Genomic DNA, 15,681 nt, shown 5'->3' on the forward strand with positions numbered 1-15,681 from the left:
TTTTCCCTACCCCTCACCCTAACCCTCCCCCCAAAGGGGAGAGGGGACGGCTCAGCGCCCTCTTTTCTCCCTCGCCCCTTTGGGGAGAGGGCCGGGGTGAGGGGTGAGGGCAACAGGCCGCACAAAATTAACCCAGCACCATCGTACTCAACCGGCACGTACAGCACCGCCGTCCCTGCTCGTCGAACACCACGATCTCCCAGCTCTGGCTGGAACGCCCCAGATGCAGCGGCTGACAAACGCCGCGCACCTTTCCCTGCGACACCGCGCGGTGATGCGTGGCGTTCAGCTCCGTGCCCACCACGTTCTGCCCCTCGCGGGTCATCAGAAAACCGGCCATCGATCCCAGCGTTTCCGCCAGCGCCGCCGACGCGCCGCCGTGCAGCAGGCCAAACGGCTGGTGGGTGCGCGCATCCACCGGCATCTCGGCTTCCAGCGTGTCGTCCCCGAGGCGGGTATAGACGATGCCCAGATGCGCCACCATGGTGTTCTGGCTGGTGGCGTTCAGCGCCTCAAGCGATAAATGACGTTTCCAGATCATTACGCCCCCAGCGTGGAGCCGCCGTCCACCACGATATCCTGCAGGGTGATATGGCTGGCGGCGTCGGACGCAAGGAACAGCACGGTGGCGGCAATCTCCTGCGGACGGGCGATTTTGCCGAGCGGAATGCCGAGCTTAAACTGCTCGCCGAAGCCGCGAATGCGCTGCTGTTCCGCATCGTCGCTTTTCCACAGGGTACGCTGCATGTCGGTATCCGTTGAGCCGGGCGACACCAGGTTACAGCGCACGCCGCTGTCTGCCAGCTCCAGCCCGACGGTCAGGGCCAGGCTTTTGAGCGCCGCTTTCGAGGCACCATACGCGCTCATGCCGATGCGCGGCGTATGCGCGGCGTCTGAGGCTATCGTCACTATCGCTCCGCCCTGCTGACGGCGGAACTGGCCCATCGTCTGCTGGAACAGGTTAAACGCGCCGCCAACGTTGACCGCAAACGTCTGCTGCCAGTCCTCCTGCGAGAGTTGGTCCGTGGCCCCCATGCGCAGAATGCCGGCGGCGTTGACCAGCACGTCCAGACGTTCAAGCGAGGCCAGCAGGCGCCCGCACACCTCACTTACCTGCGCGGCATCCGCCACGTCCAGCGTCTCGGTGGCAAACGGATAATCGCCCTGCGGGAAGGCCAGGTCGAACCCGGTCACCCGCGCGCGCGCCTCCGCAAACGCCCGCGCGGTCGCATAGCCAATGCCTTTGCCCGCGCCCGTCACCCAGACGGTTTTACCCGTGAAGTCAAAGCTCATCACTTCACCTCGCGGGAGAGCAGCGCCCACCAGGCATCGAGGGTAGGATTTTTTGCCAGCATCACGAAGTCGATATCGCCGTGCACTTTGCGCCAGCGGGCGGCCAGCGCCATCATGCGCACCGAGCCCAGACCGTAGTCGATCAGGTTTTCGTCATCCATCGGCTCGTCGGACTCGTCCAGCAGCGGCAGGATCAGCTCACGCAGCGCCGCTTTGGTCGCCGGTACGGACGGCAGCAGTTCGTCGGTCATCACCACGCGGCCCGAGCGCCCGGCGACGTATTTCAGCGACATCAGGTGCTCGTCGCGGGTGAAATCCGCCAGCGCGTCGGCGATAAAGAACGGCTTGATGTCGCGCATAAAGGCGTCGGTGGCGGTGGTCATGCAGCCGATGTGGGCATAAACGCCGGTGATCAGCAGCTGGTTGCGGCCGGTCTCTTTCAGCATCTGCTCCAGCAGCGAGCGGTGAAACGCGCTGTAGCGCCACTTCACCAGCACGGTGTCCGCTTCGTCCGGGGTCAGTTCGGCTACGATGCGCTGCTGCTCCGGCGAGCGGGTCAGGCCCGGCCCCCACATGTCGTTCAGCAGGGCGCGGTCCTCATCGCTCTGCTCTTTCGGCTGCGCGGTGTAGTACACCGGGATATGGTGTTCCTTGCAAAATGCGCGAAGTCTGGCGATGTTCGCCACCACCTGCTGCATCATCGCGCTGTTTTCGCCCCAGAAGTTCAGGAAATATTCCTGCATATCGTGGATCAGCAGCGCGGCACGCTCCGGCTCAAACGCCCAGTTCACCTTGTTAGTCGGCAGGTCTGCGGCGGTTGGCAGCGCGTATGCGGATAATTTTGGAATGGCCATTCTCTGTTCCTCAGCCCCGGGCGCGTTCAGCGAGCCACAGGCGCAACTGTTTTTTATCGACTTTGCCGACCGGCGTTAGCGGAAGCGCGTCCACGCTCTCCACGCGGTCCGGCAGTTTAAATTCGGCAACGCCCTGCTCGCGCAGGAAGCGGCGCACCTCGACCGCACGCAGGGGCTGTTTCACCACCAGATACGCGCAGCTCTTCTCGCCCAGCAGGCTGTCCTCCATGCTCACCAGCGCGGCGTGGATCACCGCGTCATGGCGCAGCAGCAGGTTTTCGATCTCTTCGGCGGCGATCTTCTCCCCGCCGCGGTTGATCTGATCCTTCTCGCGCCCCTGCACGGTGATGTACCCCTGCTCGTCAATGGCGATCAGATCGCCGGAGCAGTAAAAGCCGTTGGCGTCAAAGGCGCTGGCGTTGTGTTCCGGGCTGTTGAAATAGCCGCGGAAGGTATACGGGCCGCGCGTCATCAGACGCCCGACCTCACCGCGCGGCAGCGGGTTGCCGTGCTCGTCCGCCACCCACACTTCGTCATCCGGGCACATCGGGCGGCCCTGGGTGTTGATGATGCGTTCCGGCGCGTCGTCGAGCGCGGTGTAGTTCACCAGCCCTTCCGCCATGCCGAACACCTGCTGCAGCTGGCAGCCTATTTCCGCCGGAATACGCGCGGCGAGCGTGGCGGAAAGCCTTGCCCCGCCCACCTGGAGCAGCTTCAGAGATCTCAGCTGCGCGTTTCCCGCGCCGTCGGCAATCGCCTGCAGCCACAGGCTTACCGCCGGGGGCACCAGCGAGGTGACGTTAATCTGGTGCTGTTCGATCAGCGGGAAGCAGAGCGTGGCGCTCGGATCGTTCGCCAGCACCACGCAGCCGCCCGCGGTGAACACGCCTAACGATCCCGGCGAGCTCATGGCGTAGTTATGCGCTGCCGGGAGCGCGTTCAGGTAACGGGTTTCGGCGGTAATGCCGCAGATCTCGTTGCTGCGACGAATGCTGTAGTCGTAGTCGTTATGCGTGCGCGGGATCAGCTTCGGCGTGCCGGTGCTGCCGCCGGAGAGCTGGAAGAACGCCACCTCGTCGGCAGGCGTGGGGTTGGGGATAAAATTGTCCGCCGGGCGGGCAATCGCCGCCTCCAGCGCATGTTCGGCCCTGTCACCGCGCAGCAGCACCACGCGCACCGAGCGGTGTTCATCCACGAAAGCGTTGAGGAACTCATCGCCCGCGAACAGCGCGTGGCCGCGGTCGGCAATCAGTACGGCGGGCCTGATCTGCGCCGCGTAGGCGTTCAGCTCGCTGCGCTGATGGCTAAAGAGCGCGTTGACCGGCGCGACGCCAATCTGCAGCAGCGCGAAAAAGGTAACGTAAAACTCGGCCACGTTGCCGAGCTGCACCAGCGCGGTTTCGCCGCGGTGCAGCCCCTGCGCCTGAAGGGCAGACGCCAGGTTGTTCACCGCCTGATGAAACGCGCGGTAGGTAATGTGACGATCGCCGTCGATAATCGCGACCGCATCGCTGTCCGCGCGATCCGTCAGAATGTGGGTCAGCGGCAGATCCTGCCAGTAGCCTTTCTCACGGTAGCGGCGGGCAAAATCCTCAGGCCAGCGGGTAAAGGGGATGGTCATGGGTATTCCTTAGTGCAAACCAAAAACGTTGAGCATGGTGGAGAGCTTCACGCCGGTTTCGCGCCACTCGCCCACCGGCGAGGAGGCCGGCACGATACCCGCCCCGGCAAACAGGCGAACGGTGTTCTGGTGCAGACGCGCGCAGCGGATAGTCACCACCCACTCGCCGTTACCTTCGCTATCGCACCAGCCGACGATGCCCCCGAACAGCTCGCGGTCGAACGGCTCCAGTTCGGCAATCAGCTCTTTTGCCGCCTGGTGCGGGAAACCGCTCAGGGCTGGCGTCGGGTGCAGCAGGCAGGCCAGCGTCAGGGCGTTCTCGTTTTCACGCGCTTCACCCTCTACCGGCGTCGCCAGATGCCACAGCGTTGGCGTGGTGATGAGCTGCGGGGAAGCGGGCATGCTCAGATGATGGCTGCGCGGCTCCAGAACGGCCTTCATCGCCTGCGTCACCAGGTCGTGCTCGTGGCGGTCCTTTTCGGAGGCCAGCAGCTTAGTGCCCGCCTCGCGATCCAGCACGTCGTCAGGCTGACGGCGCGCGGAGCCCGCCAGCGGCAGCGAGCTAAAGCGGGCGCCCTCTTTGCGCAGCAGCAGCTCCGGGCTGGCGCCCAGCAGCACGCCGCCGTCTTCCAGCGGCACGTGGAAGTTGTAGCTGGCCGGGTTCTGGGCGATAAGACGCTCCATCAGCACGCCGCTATCGATTCGCCTGTCGGTGGCGATATCAATCAGGCGCGACAGCACGACCTTGTTCACCTGCGGCGTGGCGGTCAGCGACGCGGCGCGGGATACCATCTCTTCGAAAACCGGCTGCGGCGGAATTTCGGTGCGCTGCCGGACGTTCAGCGTCTGTGCGCCGGAGGCGTAGCGTGCCGACTGCTGGCGCGCCGGGCGCGAAAAGGTCTGCCAGCGCTGCGGAATAAACAGCGACGACGGTTTGCGGGTATCGAAGGGAATTGCCCCTACCATCACCGGGTGAGCAATGCCGCTGTCTTTCGCGTGACGGAAAGCCTGAGCTAATTTCTGCTGGAAGTGACCCGACGGGTCGTCTCCGCCGACGGCGGATTCGGAGAAGCGGGCAAAACAGCCTGAGGTGGTAAAACTGCGGTAAGGCGACATAAAGAAAAAGCTGTCTGATTGCAGCGCGGTCGCGGTGTGCTGAACTTCCTCAGCCAGGGACGTGTCCATATCATCCTCCTCAAAATGATAAAAGAAGCAATAATGATTATCATTTATATTTTCGTCGGCTAACCTAATCCCACAGCGCCCCGCTGTCAACCGCCGGGCAAACAACTTGTGCGACAAATGCTTGCATCCCTTATCCGCAACCATGAAAATGAGAAGCATTATCTTCAGTAAAAACAGGATGCCGCTCTGTGAAAATCGCTGCCGTTTGCCGTAATGCCCTTCTTTTGACAGGACTTTTTGTTTTAGGACTAACCTCAGCGGCCGCCGCCGACTGGCCGCGTCAGGTCACCGACAGCCGCGGCGTGCACATCCTTGAGAGCAAACCGACGCGCATTGTCTCCACCAGCGTGACCTTAACCGGCTCCCTGCTGGCGATTGACGCCCCGGTTATCGCCAGCGGCGCCACCACGCCCAACAACCGCGTCGCGGATGCGCAGGGCTTCCTGCGCCAGTGGGGCGAGATTGCAAAGCAGCGCAAGGTTGCCCGTCTGTACATTGGCGAGCCGAGCGCGGAAGCGGTGGCCGCCCAGATGCCGGACCTGATTCTAATTAGCGCCACCGGCGGGGATTCCGCGCTGGCGCTCTACGATCAGCTCTCCGCCATCGCCCCGACGCTCGTCATCAACTACGACGACAAAAGCTGGCAGGAACTGCTGACGCAGCTCGGCACCCTTACCGGACACGAAAAGCAGGCCGCCGAACGCGTTGCCGCCTTCGATAAGCAGCTCGCGCAGGTGAAGCAGCAGATGACGCTGCCGCCGCAGCCGGTAAACGCCATCGTCTACACCGCCGCCGCGCACAGCGCTAACCTCTGGACCGCAGAATCGGCGCAGGGCAAGCTTTTGCACCAGCTGGGCTTCACGCTGGCGGACCTGCCTGCCGGGCTGCACACCTCCAAAAGCCAGGGCAAGCGCCACGACATTATTCAGCTGGGCGGTGAAAACCTGGCAACGGGGCTGAACGGCGAAGGGCTGTTTGTGTTTGCCGGTGACCAGAAAGACGTGGACGCGATTTATGCCAACCCGCTGCTGGCGCATCTGCCTTCGGTGAAAAACAAGCGCGTCTGGGCGCTGGGAACGGAGACGTTCCGCCTGGATTATTACAGCGCGATGCTGGTGTTAGAGAGATTAAACGCATTGTTTAAATAGGCCTTTTCCCTCCCTCTCCCCGCGGGAGAGGGCCGGGGTGAGGGCATCAGGCTGCACCGTCGTTCAATACAACCTCCTGCCTGAACCGCCGCAATTCCGCTAATACCACCAGCAAAATCACGCCGACAATCGCCAGTACAAACCCGCTGCTGCTCGCCGAGGCTACCGGGGTCATTATCGCCCCCAGCCCGCCGAGGATCGCCGCGCCAATGGCATCGCCCGTCACGTTCTGCGCGGTCCACAGGCCGTTAATGCGCCCGAGCATCCCTTCCGGCGTCTGGGTCTGGATCAGGGTGTACTGTAGAAGAGAGCTGATAGCGCTCAGCCAGCCAAAAATGACCAGACACAGAACCCCCAGCGCCCAGACCGGCATCAGGCTGAAGAAGCCGATGGCGATAAACGAGGCCAGGGTTGCGACCAGCATAATCAAGCCCGGGCGCGCGCTCTGCGCCAGATTGCCGCTGGTGAGCGCCCCGAACGCTGCCCCGAGCGGAATGGCGGCGTACAGCACGCCAATCTCCGAGGCGCTCATCCGCCACTCGCCCGCCAGCGCCGGGTATAGCACGCGCACGGCGCTCGCCATCGTCAGCAGGCCGCCGAGCAGCGCAATGCCGCCGATGAGTGGGCTGCTGAACAGAAAGCGGATTGCCGCCATCAGGGATTTAAGCGGATGCTCGCGCGGCTGCGGCGGAGGGGGCAGCAGCGGCAGACGCAGCAGCGTCAGGGTGGTAATAAACGTTCCCGCCGCCGCCAGGCCGTAGTTCCACGCCACGCTGCCGGTTGCCAGCAATAATCCGCCAACCATCGGCGAAATCACCGAGCCGAGGCGCACGGTGAGCATGGTGATCGCTCCGGCCTGCATCAGATTCTCGCGCCCGACCAGCGCGGGCGTGGCCGCCAGCAGCGCCGTTACGCCCAGCGAAGCAAAAAAGCCGTCCCACAGGCCGAGCGCGTAAATGGCAATCAGCGACGGCTCCGGCAGCATGGCGTTCAGGCACAGCCCGATAAAGCCCACGCCGCAGGTGCCGCGCGCCAGCAGGATCAGCTTTTTACGCTCGTAGCGGTCCGCCAGCACGCCGCCGACCATCAGGCCGATAAACATCGCCCCGCCGGTTAAGGTCACGGATAACCCCACCAGCCAGCTGGAGTGGGTCATGGCCTGGATCTGCACGGGCACGGCAACGCCGAGCAGGCCGAGGGATAAAATGGAGATAAAGCGGGCGATAAAGACGGCGCGAAATGCCGGGTGCGTCTTGAGCAGGCTGAGGTTAAGCAGCCAGGATTTTTGATTCATGACAAGGCCTTGAGTCTATTTCTACCAATTCCATGGGCGCACATGCTAACATAGCCAAATAAGATAGATAACGATAATCACTATCATTATCAAATCATGGATGTTGCTATGTCGTTTTCCTCTTCTGCGGTGCGCGCCGTTGCCGTGCCCGCGTTATTGCTACTGCTAATCCTTGCGATTGCACTCAGCCTGCTGGTCGGCGCCAGGCCGCTGCCCGCGTCCGTTATTGTCGATGCGCTCTCCGGTACCTGCCAGAGCGCCGACTGCACCATCGTGCTCGACGCTCGCCTGCCCCGCACCCTTGCGGGACTGCTGGCCGGCGGCGCGCTCGGGCTTGCCGGTGCCCTGATGCAAACCCTTACCCGAAACCCGCTGGCGGACCCCGGCATTCTCGGCGTCAATTCCGGCGCCAGCTTTGCCATCGTGCTCGGCGCGGCGCTGTTCGGATTAACGTCACCCTCTGAACAGCTGGTGATGGCCTTCTGCGGCGCGCTGGCCGCCTCGCTGGTGGTCGCCTTTACCGGCAGCCAGGGCGGCGGGCAGCTGAGCCCGGTGCGCTTAACCCTGGCGGGCGTAGCGCTCGCGGCGGTGCTGGAAGGCTTATCGAACGGCATCGCCCTGCTCAACCCGGACGTCTACGACCAGCTGCGCTTCTGGCAGGCCGGTTCGCTGGATATTCGCACCCTGGATACGCTAAAGGTGGTGGTTATTCCGGTGATGATTGCCGCCGCCGTGGCGCTGTGCTTAAGCCGGGCGCTGAACAGCCTGAGCCTCGGCAGCGACACCGCTACCGCGCTCGGTAACCGCGTGGCGCGCACGCAGCTGACTGGCCTGCTCGCCATCACCGTGCTGTGCGGCAGCGCGACCGCCGTGGTCGGTCCGATTGCCTTTATCGGCCTGATGATGCCGCACGTGGCGCGCTGGCTGGTGGGGGCGGATCACCGCTGGTCGCTGCCGGTGACGCTGCTGGCCACCCCGGCCCTGCTGCTGTTTGCCGACGTGCTGGGCCGCCTGCTGGTGCCCGGAGAGCTGCGCGTCTCGGTGGTGAGCGCCTTTATCGGCGCGCCGGTGCTGATCTTCCTGGTACGACGCAGACGCGGAGGTGGCGCATGATGGCCCCGTCCCGTCGCCTGGTCACCAGCGTCTCCCTGCTGGTCATGGCCCTGCTGCTGCTGGCGGTCTGGAGCCTGCAAAGCGGCGCCGTCACGCTCGATTTCGCGCAGGTCCTTCACGCCCTCACCGGCAGCGCGCCGCGCAATATCACCCTGGTGGTGACGGAGTGGCGACTGCCGCGCGTGGCGATGGCCATTCTGGTGGGCGCGGCACTCGGCGTCAGCGGCGCGATTTTCCAGTCGCTGATGCGCAACCCGCTCGGCAGCCCGGACGTGATGGGCCTCAATACCGGAGCCTGGAGCGGCGTGCTGGTGGCGATGGTGCTGTTTGGCCAGCACCTGACGGCCATCACCTTTACGGCGATGGCCGGCGGCATTGTCACGTCGCTGGCTATCTGGCTGCTTGCCTGGCGCAACGGCATCGACACCTTCCGCCTGATCATTATCGGTATCGGCGTGCGCGCGATGCTGATGGCCTTTAACACCTGGCTTTTACTGCAGGCCTCGCTGGAAACCGCGCTCTCGGCCGGGCTGTGGTATACCGGTTCCCTCAACGGCCTGACGTGGGGCAAAACCTGGCCCGCCGCGCCGCTGATTTTGCTGATGTTTATAGCCGCGCTGCTGCTGGTGCGGCGCATGCGGCTGCTGGAGATGGGCGACGACACCGCCTGCGCGCTGGGCGTGGGGGTAGAGCGTTCGCGCCTGATGCTGATGCTGGTGGCCGTGCTGCTCACCGCGGCCTCCACCGCGATTGCCGGACCGATCTCGTTTATCGCCCTGGTCGCCCCGCACATTGCGCGGCGTCTTAGCGGTACGGCGCGCTGGGGGTTAACCCAGGCCGCGCTGTGCGGGGCGACGTTACTGCTGGCTGCCGATCTCTGCGCCCAGCGGCTGTTTATGCCTTATCAACTTCCGGTAGGCGTGGTGACCGTCAGCCTCGGCGGAATTTACCTTATCGTTTTGCTCGTTCAGGAGTCACGCAAGAAATGACAGACTCAACCACCCGCTTGCGCGGCGAAAACCTCACCCTCGCCTACGGCAAAAAAATCATTGCCCGTGATTTGACCGTCTCCGTACCTGACGGCCACTTTACGGCGATCATCGGCCCGAACGGCTGCGGTAAATCGACGCTGCTGCGCACCCTCAGCCGCCTGATGGCCCCGGCTGAGGGCAGCGTATTTCTCGACGGCGAGCAGATCCAGCGCTTCGCCAACAAAGAGGTGGCGCGGCGCATCGGGCTGCTGGCGCAGAACGCCACCACGCCGGGGGATATCACGGTGCAGGAGCTGGTTTCGCGCGGACGCTATCCGCACCAGCCGCTGTTTACCCGCTGGCGCAGGGAAGATGACGAGGCGGTGAACCGCGCGATGCGGGCGACGGGGATTACCGATCTCGCCCTGCAAAGCGTGGACACCCTCTCCGGCGGACAGCGGCAGCGGGCGTGGATCGCGATGGTGCTGGCGCAGGAAACCTCCATCATGCTGCTGGACGAGCCGACGACCTGGCTGGACATCAGCCATCAGATTGACCTGCTGGAGCTGCTGAGCGAGCTGAACCGCACGCAGGGCTATACCCTGGCGGCGGTGCTGCATGATTTGAATCAGGCGTGCCGCTACGCCACGCATCTGATTGCCTTGCGCGACGGCGAGATTGTGGCGCAGGGCGCGCCGAAGGAGATTGTGACGCCAGAGCTGATCGAGCGGATCTACGGCATGCGCTGCATGATTATTGACGATCCGGTGGCGGGCACGCCGCTGGTGGTGCCGCTTGGAAAGCGTGCGGTCTGATGGCCCCTCACCCTGACCCTCTCCCCAAAGGGGCGAGGGGACGATTACACCCTCTCCCCTTTGGGGAGAGGGCTGGGGTGAGGGGAACAATTATCCCAAAATCTCCTTCAACACCGGTCCTATCTTCTCAAACGCCTGCGGTGAAATGATATCCACGTGGGCGCAGTCCTGGCTGTACACCTCCAGTTCACCCACCCACGGCGCCCACGCGACCTGCGGATCCATCGTTCGCGTGCGTTCGGCAACGAACAGCGTCGCTTTTCCGTCAAAGCGTGAGCTGCGTGCCGTGGTGAGCAGCCGCACCGCGTCGGCGTAGTTGCCCTCAATGGCGTTAAACAGCGCGCTGGAGCCCTGCCCCTGCTGGGCGGCAATAAACGCCTGACGCTCGCGCTCGATCTCTGCCAGCACCTCCGGGTCGAGGCCGTTGGCCTCTTTCTCCGCCCAGTTCTGGGTTTCCGGCGGCCAGGTGTCCAGCAGGCCGAGGAACGCTACGGTTTCGCCCTGCTCGCGCAGACGCGCCGCAATCCCCTGCGCCAGCGTGCCGCCGAGGGAATAGCCGAACAGGTAGTACGGCCCCTGCGGCTGCTGCTTACGCAACGTGCTCAGATGATGTTCGATCACCCCATCCAGATCCGCGCACTGCTGCATCGGCCCGTCCGGGCGCGGCGACTGAATGCCGGTAACAGACCAGCGCGGGCTGAGATAGCGCGCCAGCACGCTGAACTGCCAGGCGAAGCCGGACGCCGGATGGAAGCAAAACAGCGTCGGGCCGTCGCTCTCGCGCAGCGGGAGCAGGGTTTCATACCCCAGACGCTGCGCCTGCTCGTCGCTCATCTGCGAGTCCAGCAGGACGCTAAGCTTGCTGACCGTAGAGGCGACCATAACCTGCCCCGGCGTGACCTTACGGCTAAACGCGCGGCTGAGCTGTGCCGCCAGGCGCATCGCCAGCAGCGAGTGGCCGCCGAGGGCAAAGAAGTCGGCTTCGATATCGTTCACCTCGCAGCCCAGCAGCGCCGAGAACGCCTGCGCCACGGTAACTTCGGTTTCGCCTTCCGGCGCGCGGCCGGAGGTTTTGCTGGTCAGCTCCGGCAGCGGCAGCGCCTTGCGGTCGAGCTTGCCGTTTGCGCTTAACGGCAGCGCGCTGATTTGCAGCAGCACCACCGGCACCATGTGCGGCGGCAGCTGTGCCTTCAGCGATTCCAGCAGCGCGTCGCGATCCAGCGGCAAACCGGATTCAGAGACCACATACCCCACCAGCTGGCGCGCATCGCCACCCGTTGCCGCCGCCTGGTTGAACACGCAGGCGTGCGCCACGGCCTGAGCCACGTCCGGCAGCGACAGCATCGCCCGGTCGATTTCGCCAAGCTCGATGCGCTGGCCGCGAATTTTCAGCTGATCGTCGCTGCGGCCTAAGTATTCCACCGCGCCATTGTCCAGCCAGCGGGCAACGTCACCGGTGCGGTACATGCGCTCGCCGGGGGCAAACGGATCGGCGATAAAGCGGCTGGCGGTGAGGTCGGGACGGCCCAGATACCCCTGCGCCAGCTGAATGCCGGTGAGATACAGATCCCCCGCCACCCCGAACGGCACCGGGCGCATCATCGCGTCCAGAATGCGCAGCCCCGTGTTCCACACCGGGAAGCCGATCGGCACGCTGTTGCCCTTAACGGCCGCCAGCTCTGGTCCAAATGCCGGATACCAGCTGACGTCCACCGCCGCTTCGGTCGGGCCGTAGAGGTTATGCAGCGGCACATGGGTGAGCAGCTCCCACTCGCGGCACAGCCCGGCAGGCAGCGCTTCGCCGCTGCAGAACACCTGCTTAAGCGACGCGCAGCACGCCACGTTTTCCGGCGTCAGCGAGGCGACAAACGCCGCCAGCATCGACGGCACGAAGTGGGTCGTCGTCACGCCGTACTGTTCGAAGAAGCTCTGCATCGCCTGCGGATCGCGGTGCGCGTCCGGCTCGGCCATCACCAGCTTCGCCCCGGCGATAAACGGCCACCAGAACTCCCAGACCGACACGTCAAAGCTGCACGGCGTTTTCTGCGCCACCACGTCATTCGCCGCCAGCGGGTAGCTGTCCTGCATCCACTTCAGGCGGTTAACGATGGCGGTATGGCCGACCATCACCCCTTTCGGACGCCCCGTCGAACCGGAGGTAAAGATGATGTACGCAGTCTGCTCCGGCTTCGCCAGCCGCAGCGGTTCAGCACCCGCGGTCGGTAATAGGGTGTTGTAACTAAACGAAGGTATCGGGAGATCGCTAAAGCGCGGTAGCTGCTCGTCGGTGGTAATCAGCAGCGAGGGCTTCGCGTCCTCCAGCATCATCCGCAGGCGATCGTCCGGGTAGCCGGTATCCAGCGGCAGCCACGCGGCGCCTGCCTCGACGATGCCGTGCAGCGCCAGGGTCAGAAATACCGAGCGCGGCAGGGCCACCGCCACGCTGTCGCCGGGCTTCACGCCGCGTTCGCGCAGCAGGTTCGCCAGCGCGACGACCTGCTCGCGCATCTGGCGGTAGCTCAGCTCAACGTTTGCATCCGCCAGCGCGGGGGCGTCCGGGGTTTTGCTCGCCTGCTCCGCCACCAGATCCGCAAGCGTGGTGGACGGTAGCGCCAGCCCGGTATCATTGATGCGCGCAAGCTGGGCGTACTCCTGCTCTGTAACGGTTTCCACTTCACCGCAGCGCAGGTCCGGGTTGGCGGCAAACTGCGTCAGCATCGCGTTCAGGCGCGAAACGTGGCGGGCAAGCGTCGCCTCGTCGTAACGCTCTTTATTGGCGAGAACCTCGATGCTCAGCCCGCCCTGCTCGTCGGGGAATAATGCCAGCTCCAGATCGTTCACCGGGCCGGTGGCCAGCGTGTGGGTGGTGGCCTCCACGCCGTCGATATCCAGCTGATAATCGAATACCTTGACGTTCAGCACCGGGCCAAACAGGGCTTCATCGCCTGCGGCACGCCCGCTGTCGCGCACGATCTGCTCGGCGTCGTAGCGCTGGTGGCGGCGCATTTTTTTCAGCTGGTTCGCCAGGCGAAGCGCCAGCTCCGGCAGGCTCTCCTGCGGATTGATATTGACCGCCAGCGGCAGCACGTTGAGCACCGGGCCGGTCGCGGTCAGCGCGGCGGAGCCCATGCGGCGCATAAAGATAAACCCGGCGGCGTAGTCCGGCCGTCCGGTCAGGCGGCCCAGCCACAGCGCCACCAGCGCAAGCGCCAGGTCGGTGCGCTGCGCCTGTCCTGCCGCCTGCGCAAGCTGGCTGAAGGCGCGGCCGTCCATTGCAATTTTCAGGCGCAGGATGTCGGTGGTGGCGGCACGCCCCGGCAGCGGCGCGGAGGAGAGCGAGACCGGAGGAGGAAGCTGCCTGCGCTGCCCGGCCCAGAAGGCACCGTCGCGCTGATACGCCTCGCTGTCGCGGTAGCGCTGATACTCGTCAACCACCTCAGCGAACGGCGTAAACGGCGAGGCAGGCGCGGGTTCGCCCCGTTTCCAGGCGGCGTAAATCGCGGCAATCTGGCGGGTAATGGCCGGGAAGCTGAAGCCATCCACCACCAGATGGTGATAGCGCTGATACCAGTACCACTGGCGCTCGCCGACCTGAATCAGCTGGTGAAACGCCAGCGGCTGACCGCCGTCCACGCGCAGGTTCTGATTAAGATCGCTTTCCATCAGCGCCACGGCGGCCTCGTGAGAGTCAACGCGAACGATGGACGGCTCGGGCAGCGTTATGGCTTCATCAACCCACTGCCACACCTCGCCGTTATCCTCGGCAAAACGCATCCGCAGGGTATCGGCCTGCATCATGCCTTCAGCAATCGCTTTTGCCAGCAATGGCGCGTCAATGTCGCCCTTAAGCTCGGTATAGTGCGCCACGCTCCAGGCATTCGGCAGGGTGGAAAGCTGTTCCGCCATCCAGATGCCCGGCTGGGCGGCGACGAGAGGAAGACGGTTCATGCGCTCTCCCCCGCAAAATGGGACGGGACAAGCGTTTGCCAGCGCTCAGCCAGCCACTGCCGGCACGCCTCCTGGGACTGCGGCTCGCATACCACGCGCCAGCCTGCGGGCAGGCCGCACTGCTGCGGCCACAGGCTGTACTGCCCCTGGTCATTTTGCAAAATGGCGAACTGCCCCTGCGGATTATCGAAAGGATTGCTGAATTCCATACAGACTCCGTTATTGAATAAGCGGCTGCCAGAGGGTCATCAGCCCCTGCGTCAGCCCACCGCGCCAGCAAAGCGCATCGTGTCCGCCGTCAACCTGACGCCAGACAACCGGCTGCTGTGGGTGTAGTTCGGCGTAAATGGCCTGATTCGCGCGCAAAATGAGCGGCTCGTTGCGCCCGGCTTCAAGAACGATGCGCAGGCCGCGTGCGGCTTTCTCACCCGCTTTGAGTTGGGCGATAAGCAGCCCTTCCTGCTGCCCGCCGCGGTGCGGCCACCAGTAAGAGCCGGACTGGCTCAGCACGCAGCCAAAGCGCTGCGGCCAGTTGAGTGCGGCATAGAGAGAGGAGAGACCGCCGAAGCTCTGACCTGCGACTACCGTACGGTCGGCGCGGTCGCTGAAGGGCGTTATGCTTTTTACCTGCGGGAGGAGCTCTTCCTGCACCGCCAGCCAGAAATCGGCGTTGCACGGCAGCTCGCGGCTGCGGTGTGCGGTATCAATCATGTCGATCAGGACGTAGACCGCGGGCGGCAGCCTGCCGTCAACGGTCAGCGCCGTCAGCGCAGGCCAGACGGGCATGCTTTCCGCCCAGAACTGCCCGTCAAGCAGCACCGCCAGCGGGCGCTCGGGGCTGACGTCTCCGGTGGTAAAGATCCACACGCGGCGGCGGTTCTTCAGGCGCGCGCTGTTCCACTCAATGCAGAGCGGCGCCTGATACGGCGTATCGGGACGATCCCAGCCGGGCTGAAGGGGCGCGTCCGGCATCTCCAGCGCCGAGACGGCATGGCCGCGCCCGCCGCGCCAGCTAATGGGGTTGAGCGGATCGGACACCGCGTGCGGCAGCAGTTTGCGCCAGCCTTCACGCAGCGCCATGCGGTCCGGCTGCTCGCCTTCAAACACGGCACCGGCAAAATCGTTTTCATTTACGGAGGGGATAAAACAGTAGCTGCCGCGCCACTCGGGGCTGAACTCGCCCTGCCACCCCCAGACGTCTGTATCCGGGATGCGTTCAAGGGACTGCGGGCGGGCATTTTGATGGTGATCGGTCACGCCGGTGATGTAAAGCCAGACGCGTTTCACCGTAGACGTGTCCTGCGTTCCTGCCGGGTCCCGCCACCAGAAGGTGACGCGATAGTTCTCCTTATGGCGCTCCCACTCAGGCCCGTTTTTTGACTGCCACCACGCTTCACTTCCCGTCGTTAACGCCGTCACCCTTATAACCCCATGTTTAA

At 64.3% G+C, this 15,681-nt stretch carries 13 protein-coding genes; 4 read left to right on the forward strand and 9 right to left on the reverse strand.

Annotated elements, in window-relative coordinates; all coding sequences use genetic code 11:
* Window positions 1-127: 127 nt before the first annotated feature.
* From entH to entC, 5 genes are read right to left on the reverse strand one after another with little or no spacing between them, the layout of a single operon-like run.
* On the reverse strand, window positions 128-541 hold the full coding sequence (gene entH / locus HWQ14_RS21420) for a proofreading thioesterase EntH (RefSeq protein WP_148419281.1): 414 nt from the start codon (window positions 539-541) through the stop codon (window positions 128-130).
* Window positions 541-1,293, reverse strand: a complete 753-nt coding sequence (gene entA, locus HWQ14_RS21425) for a 2,3-dihydro-2,3-dihydroxybenzoate dehydrogenase EntA (RefSeq protein ID WP_176610923.1) — start codon at window positions 1,291-1,293, stop codon at window positions 541-543. Before entA ends, entH begins: the two co-directional genes overlap by 1 nt.
* Window positions 1,293-2,147, reverse strand: coding sequence for an isochorismatase family protein (locus HWQ14_RS21430; protein ID WP_176610924.1), 855 nt, complete (start codon window positions 2,145-2,147; stop codon window positions 1,293-1,295). Before HWQ14_RS21430 ends, entA begins: the two co-directional genes overlap by 1 nt.
* A gap of 10 nt (window positions 2,148-2,157) precedes the next feature.
* Window positions 2,158-3,768, reverse strand: a complete 1,611-nt coding sequence (entE, locus tag HWQ14_RS21435) for a (2,3-dihydroxybenzoyl)adenylate synthase EntE (protein ID WP_176610925.1) — start codon at window positions 3,766-3,768, stop codon at window positions 2,158-2,160.
* A 9-nt stretch (window positions 3,769-3,777) separates the two neighbouring features.
* On the reverse strand, window positions 3,778-4,953 hold the full coding sequence (entC, locus tag HWQ14_RS21440; protein WP_176610926.1) for an isochorismate synthase EntC: 1,176 nt from the start codon (window positions 4,951-4,953) through the stop codon (window positions 3,778-3,780).
* A gap of 188 nt (window positions 4,954-5,141) precedes the next feature.
* Here entC and fepB point away from each other — a divergent pair, with 188 nt between their 5' ends.
* The gene (fepB, locus tag HWQ14_RS21445; RefSeq protein ID WP_176610927.1) at window positions 5,142-6,101 is read left to right on the forward strand and encodes a Fe2+-enterobactin ABC transporter substrate-binding protein; all 960 of its coding nucleotides are present in this window, start codon (window positions 5,142-5,144) and stop codon (window positions 6,099-6,101) included.
* Window positions 6,102-6,147: 46 nt separating this feature from the next.
* On the opposite strand, the gene entS is transcribed toward fepB, so the two are convergent.
* Complete coding sequence (gene entS / locus HWQ14_RS21450) at window positions 6,148-7,395, reverse strand: enterobactin transporter EntS (RefSeq protein ID WP_176610928.1); 1,248 nt, start codon at window positions 7,393-7,395, stop codon at window positions 6,148-6,150.
* A gap of 108 nt (window positions 7,396-7,503) precedes the next feature.
* On the opposite strand from entS, the gene fepD reads away from it, so the two are divergent.
* From fepD to fepC, 3 genes are read left to right on the forward strand one after another with little or no spacing between them, the layout of a single operon-like run.
* Window positions 7,504-8,508, forward strand: coding sequence for a Fe(3+)-siderophore ABC transporter permease (fepD, locus tag HWQ14_RS21455; RefSeq protein ID WP_176610929.1), 1,005 nt, complete (start codon window positions 7,504-7,506; stop codon window positions 8,506-8,508).
* Window positions 8,508-9,497, forward strand: coding sequence for an iron-enterobactin ABC transporter permease (gene fepG, locus HWQ14_RS21460; protein ID WP_176611238.1), 990 nt, complete (start codon window positions 8,508-8,510; stop codon window positions 9,495-9,497). The genes fepD and fepG overlap by 1 nt, the downstream gene beginning before the upstream one ends.
* Window positions 9,494-10,294, forward strand: coding sequence for an iron-enterobactin ABC transporter ATP-binding protein (gene fepC, locus HWQ14_RS21465; protein WP_176610930.1), 801 nt, complete (start codon window positions 9,494-9,496; stop codon window positions 10,292-10,294). The genes fepG and fepC overlap by 4 nt, the downstream gene beginning before the upstream one ends.
* Before the next feature lie 90 nt (window positions 10,295-10,384).
* Here fepC and entF read toward each other — a convergent pair whose 3' ends face one another.
* Genes entF through fes form a run of 3 tightly spaced genes read right to left on the reverse strand, consistent with a single transcriptional unit; the run spans window position 10,385 to window position 15,661 of the window.
* On the reverse strand, window positions 10,385-14,242 hold the full coding sequence (entF, locus tag HWQ14_RS21470) for an enterobactin non-ribosomal peptide synthetase EntF (RefSeq protein ID WP_176610931.1): 3,858 nt from the start codon (window positions 14,240-14,242) through the stop codon (window positions 10,385-10,387).
* Window positions 14,239-14,451 carry an MbtH family protein gene (locus HWQ14_RS21475; protein ID WP_176610932.1) on the reverse strand — a complete coding sequence of 71 codons (213 nt, stop codon included), beginning with the start codon at window positions 14,449-14,451 and terminating at the stop codon, window positions 14,239-14,241. Before HWQ14_RS21475 ends, entF begins: the two co-directional genes overlap by 4 nt.
* 10 nt (window positions 14,452-14,461) lie before the next feature.
* Window positions 14,462-15,661 carry an enterochelin esterase gene (fes, locus tag HWQ14_RS21480; protein ID WP_176610933.1) on the reverse strand — a complete coding sequence of 400 codons (1,200 nt, stop codon included), beginning with the start codon at window positions 15,659-15,661 and terminating at the stop codon, window positions 14,462-14,464.
* Window positions 15,662-15,681: the final 20 nt, after the last annotated feature.

Source organism: Enterobacter cloacae (assembly GCF_013375935.1).
GTDB lineage: Bacteria > Pseudomonadota > Gammaproteobacteria > Enterobacterales > Enterobacteriaceae > Enterobacter > Enterobacter pasteurii.

Bases quoted from the DNA above. Each gene is read 5' to 3' on its own strand.
- entH (WP_148419281.1), bottom strand. From the start codon at position 541: ATGATCTGGAAACGTCATTTATCGCTTGAGGCGCTGAACGCCACCAGC.
- entA (WP_176610923.1), bottom strand. From the start codon at position 1,293: ATGAGCTTTGACTTCACGGGTAAAACCGTCTGGGTGACGGGCGCGGGC.
- HWQ14_RS21430 (WP_176610924.1), bottom strand. From the start codon at position 2,147: ATGGCCATTCCAAAATTATCCGCATACGCGCTGCCAACCGCCGCAGAC.
- entE (WP_176610925.1), bottom strand. From the start codon at position 3,768: ATGACCATCCCCTTTACCCGCTGGCCTGAGGATTTTGCCCGCCGCTAC.
- entC (WP_176610926.1), bottom strand. From the start codon at position 4,953: ATGGACACGTCCCTGGCTGAGGAAGTTCAGCACACCGCGACCGCGCTG.
- entS (WP_176610928.1), bottom strand. From the start codon at position 7,395: ATGAATCAAAAATCCTGGCTGCTTAACCTCAGCCTGCTCAAGACGCAC.
- fepD (WP_176610929.1), top strand. From the start codon at position 7,504: ATGTCGTTTTCCTCTTCTGCGGTGCGCGCCGTTGCCGTGCCCGCGTTA.
- fepG (WP_176611238.1), top strand. From the start codon at position 8,508: ATGGCCCCGTCCCGTCGCCTGGTCACCAGCGTCTCCCTGCTGGTCATG.
- fepC (WP_176610930.1), top strand. From the start codon at position 9,494: ATGACAGACTCAACCACCCGCTTGCGCGGCGAAAACCTCACCCTCGCC.
- entF (WP_176610931.1), bottom strand. From the start codon at position 14,242: ATGAACCGTCTTCCTCTCGTCGCCGCCCAGCCGGGCATCTGGATGGCG.
- HWQ14_RS21475 (WP_176610932.1), bottom strand. From the start codon at position 14,451: ATGGAATTCAGCAATCCTTTCGATAATCCGCAGGGGCAGTTCGCCATT.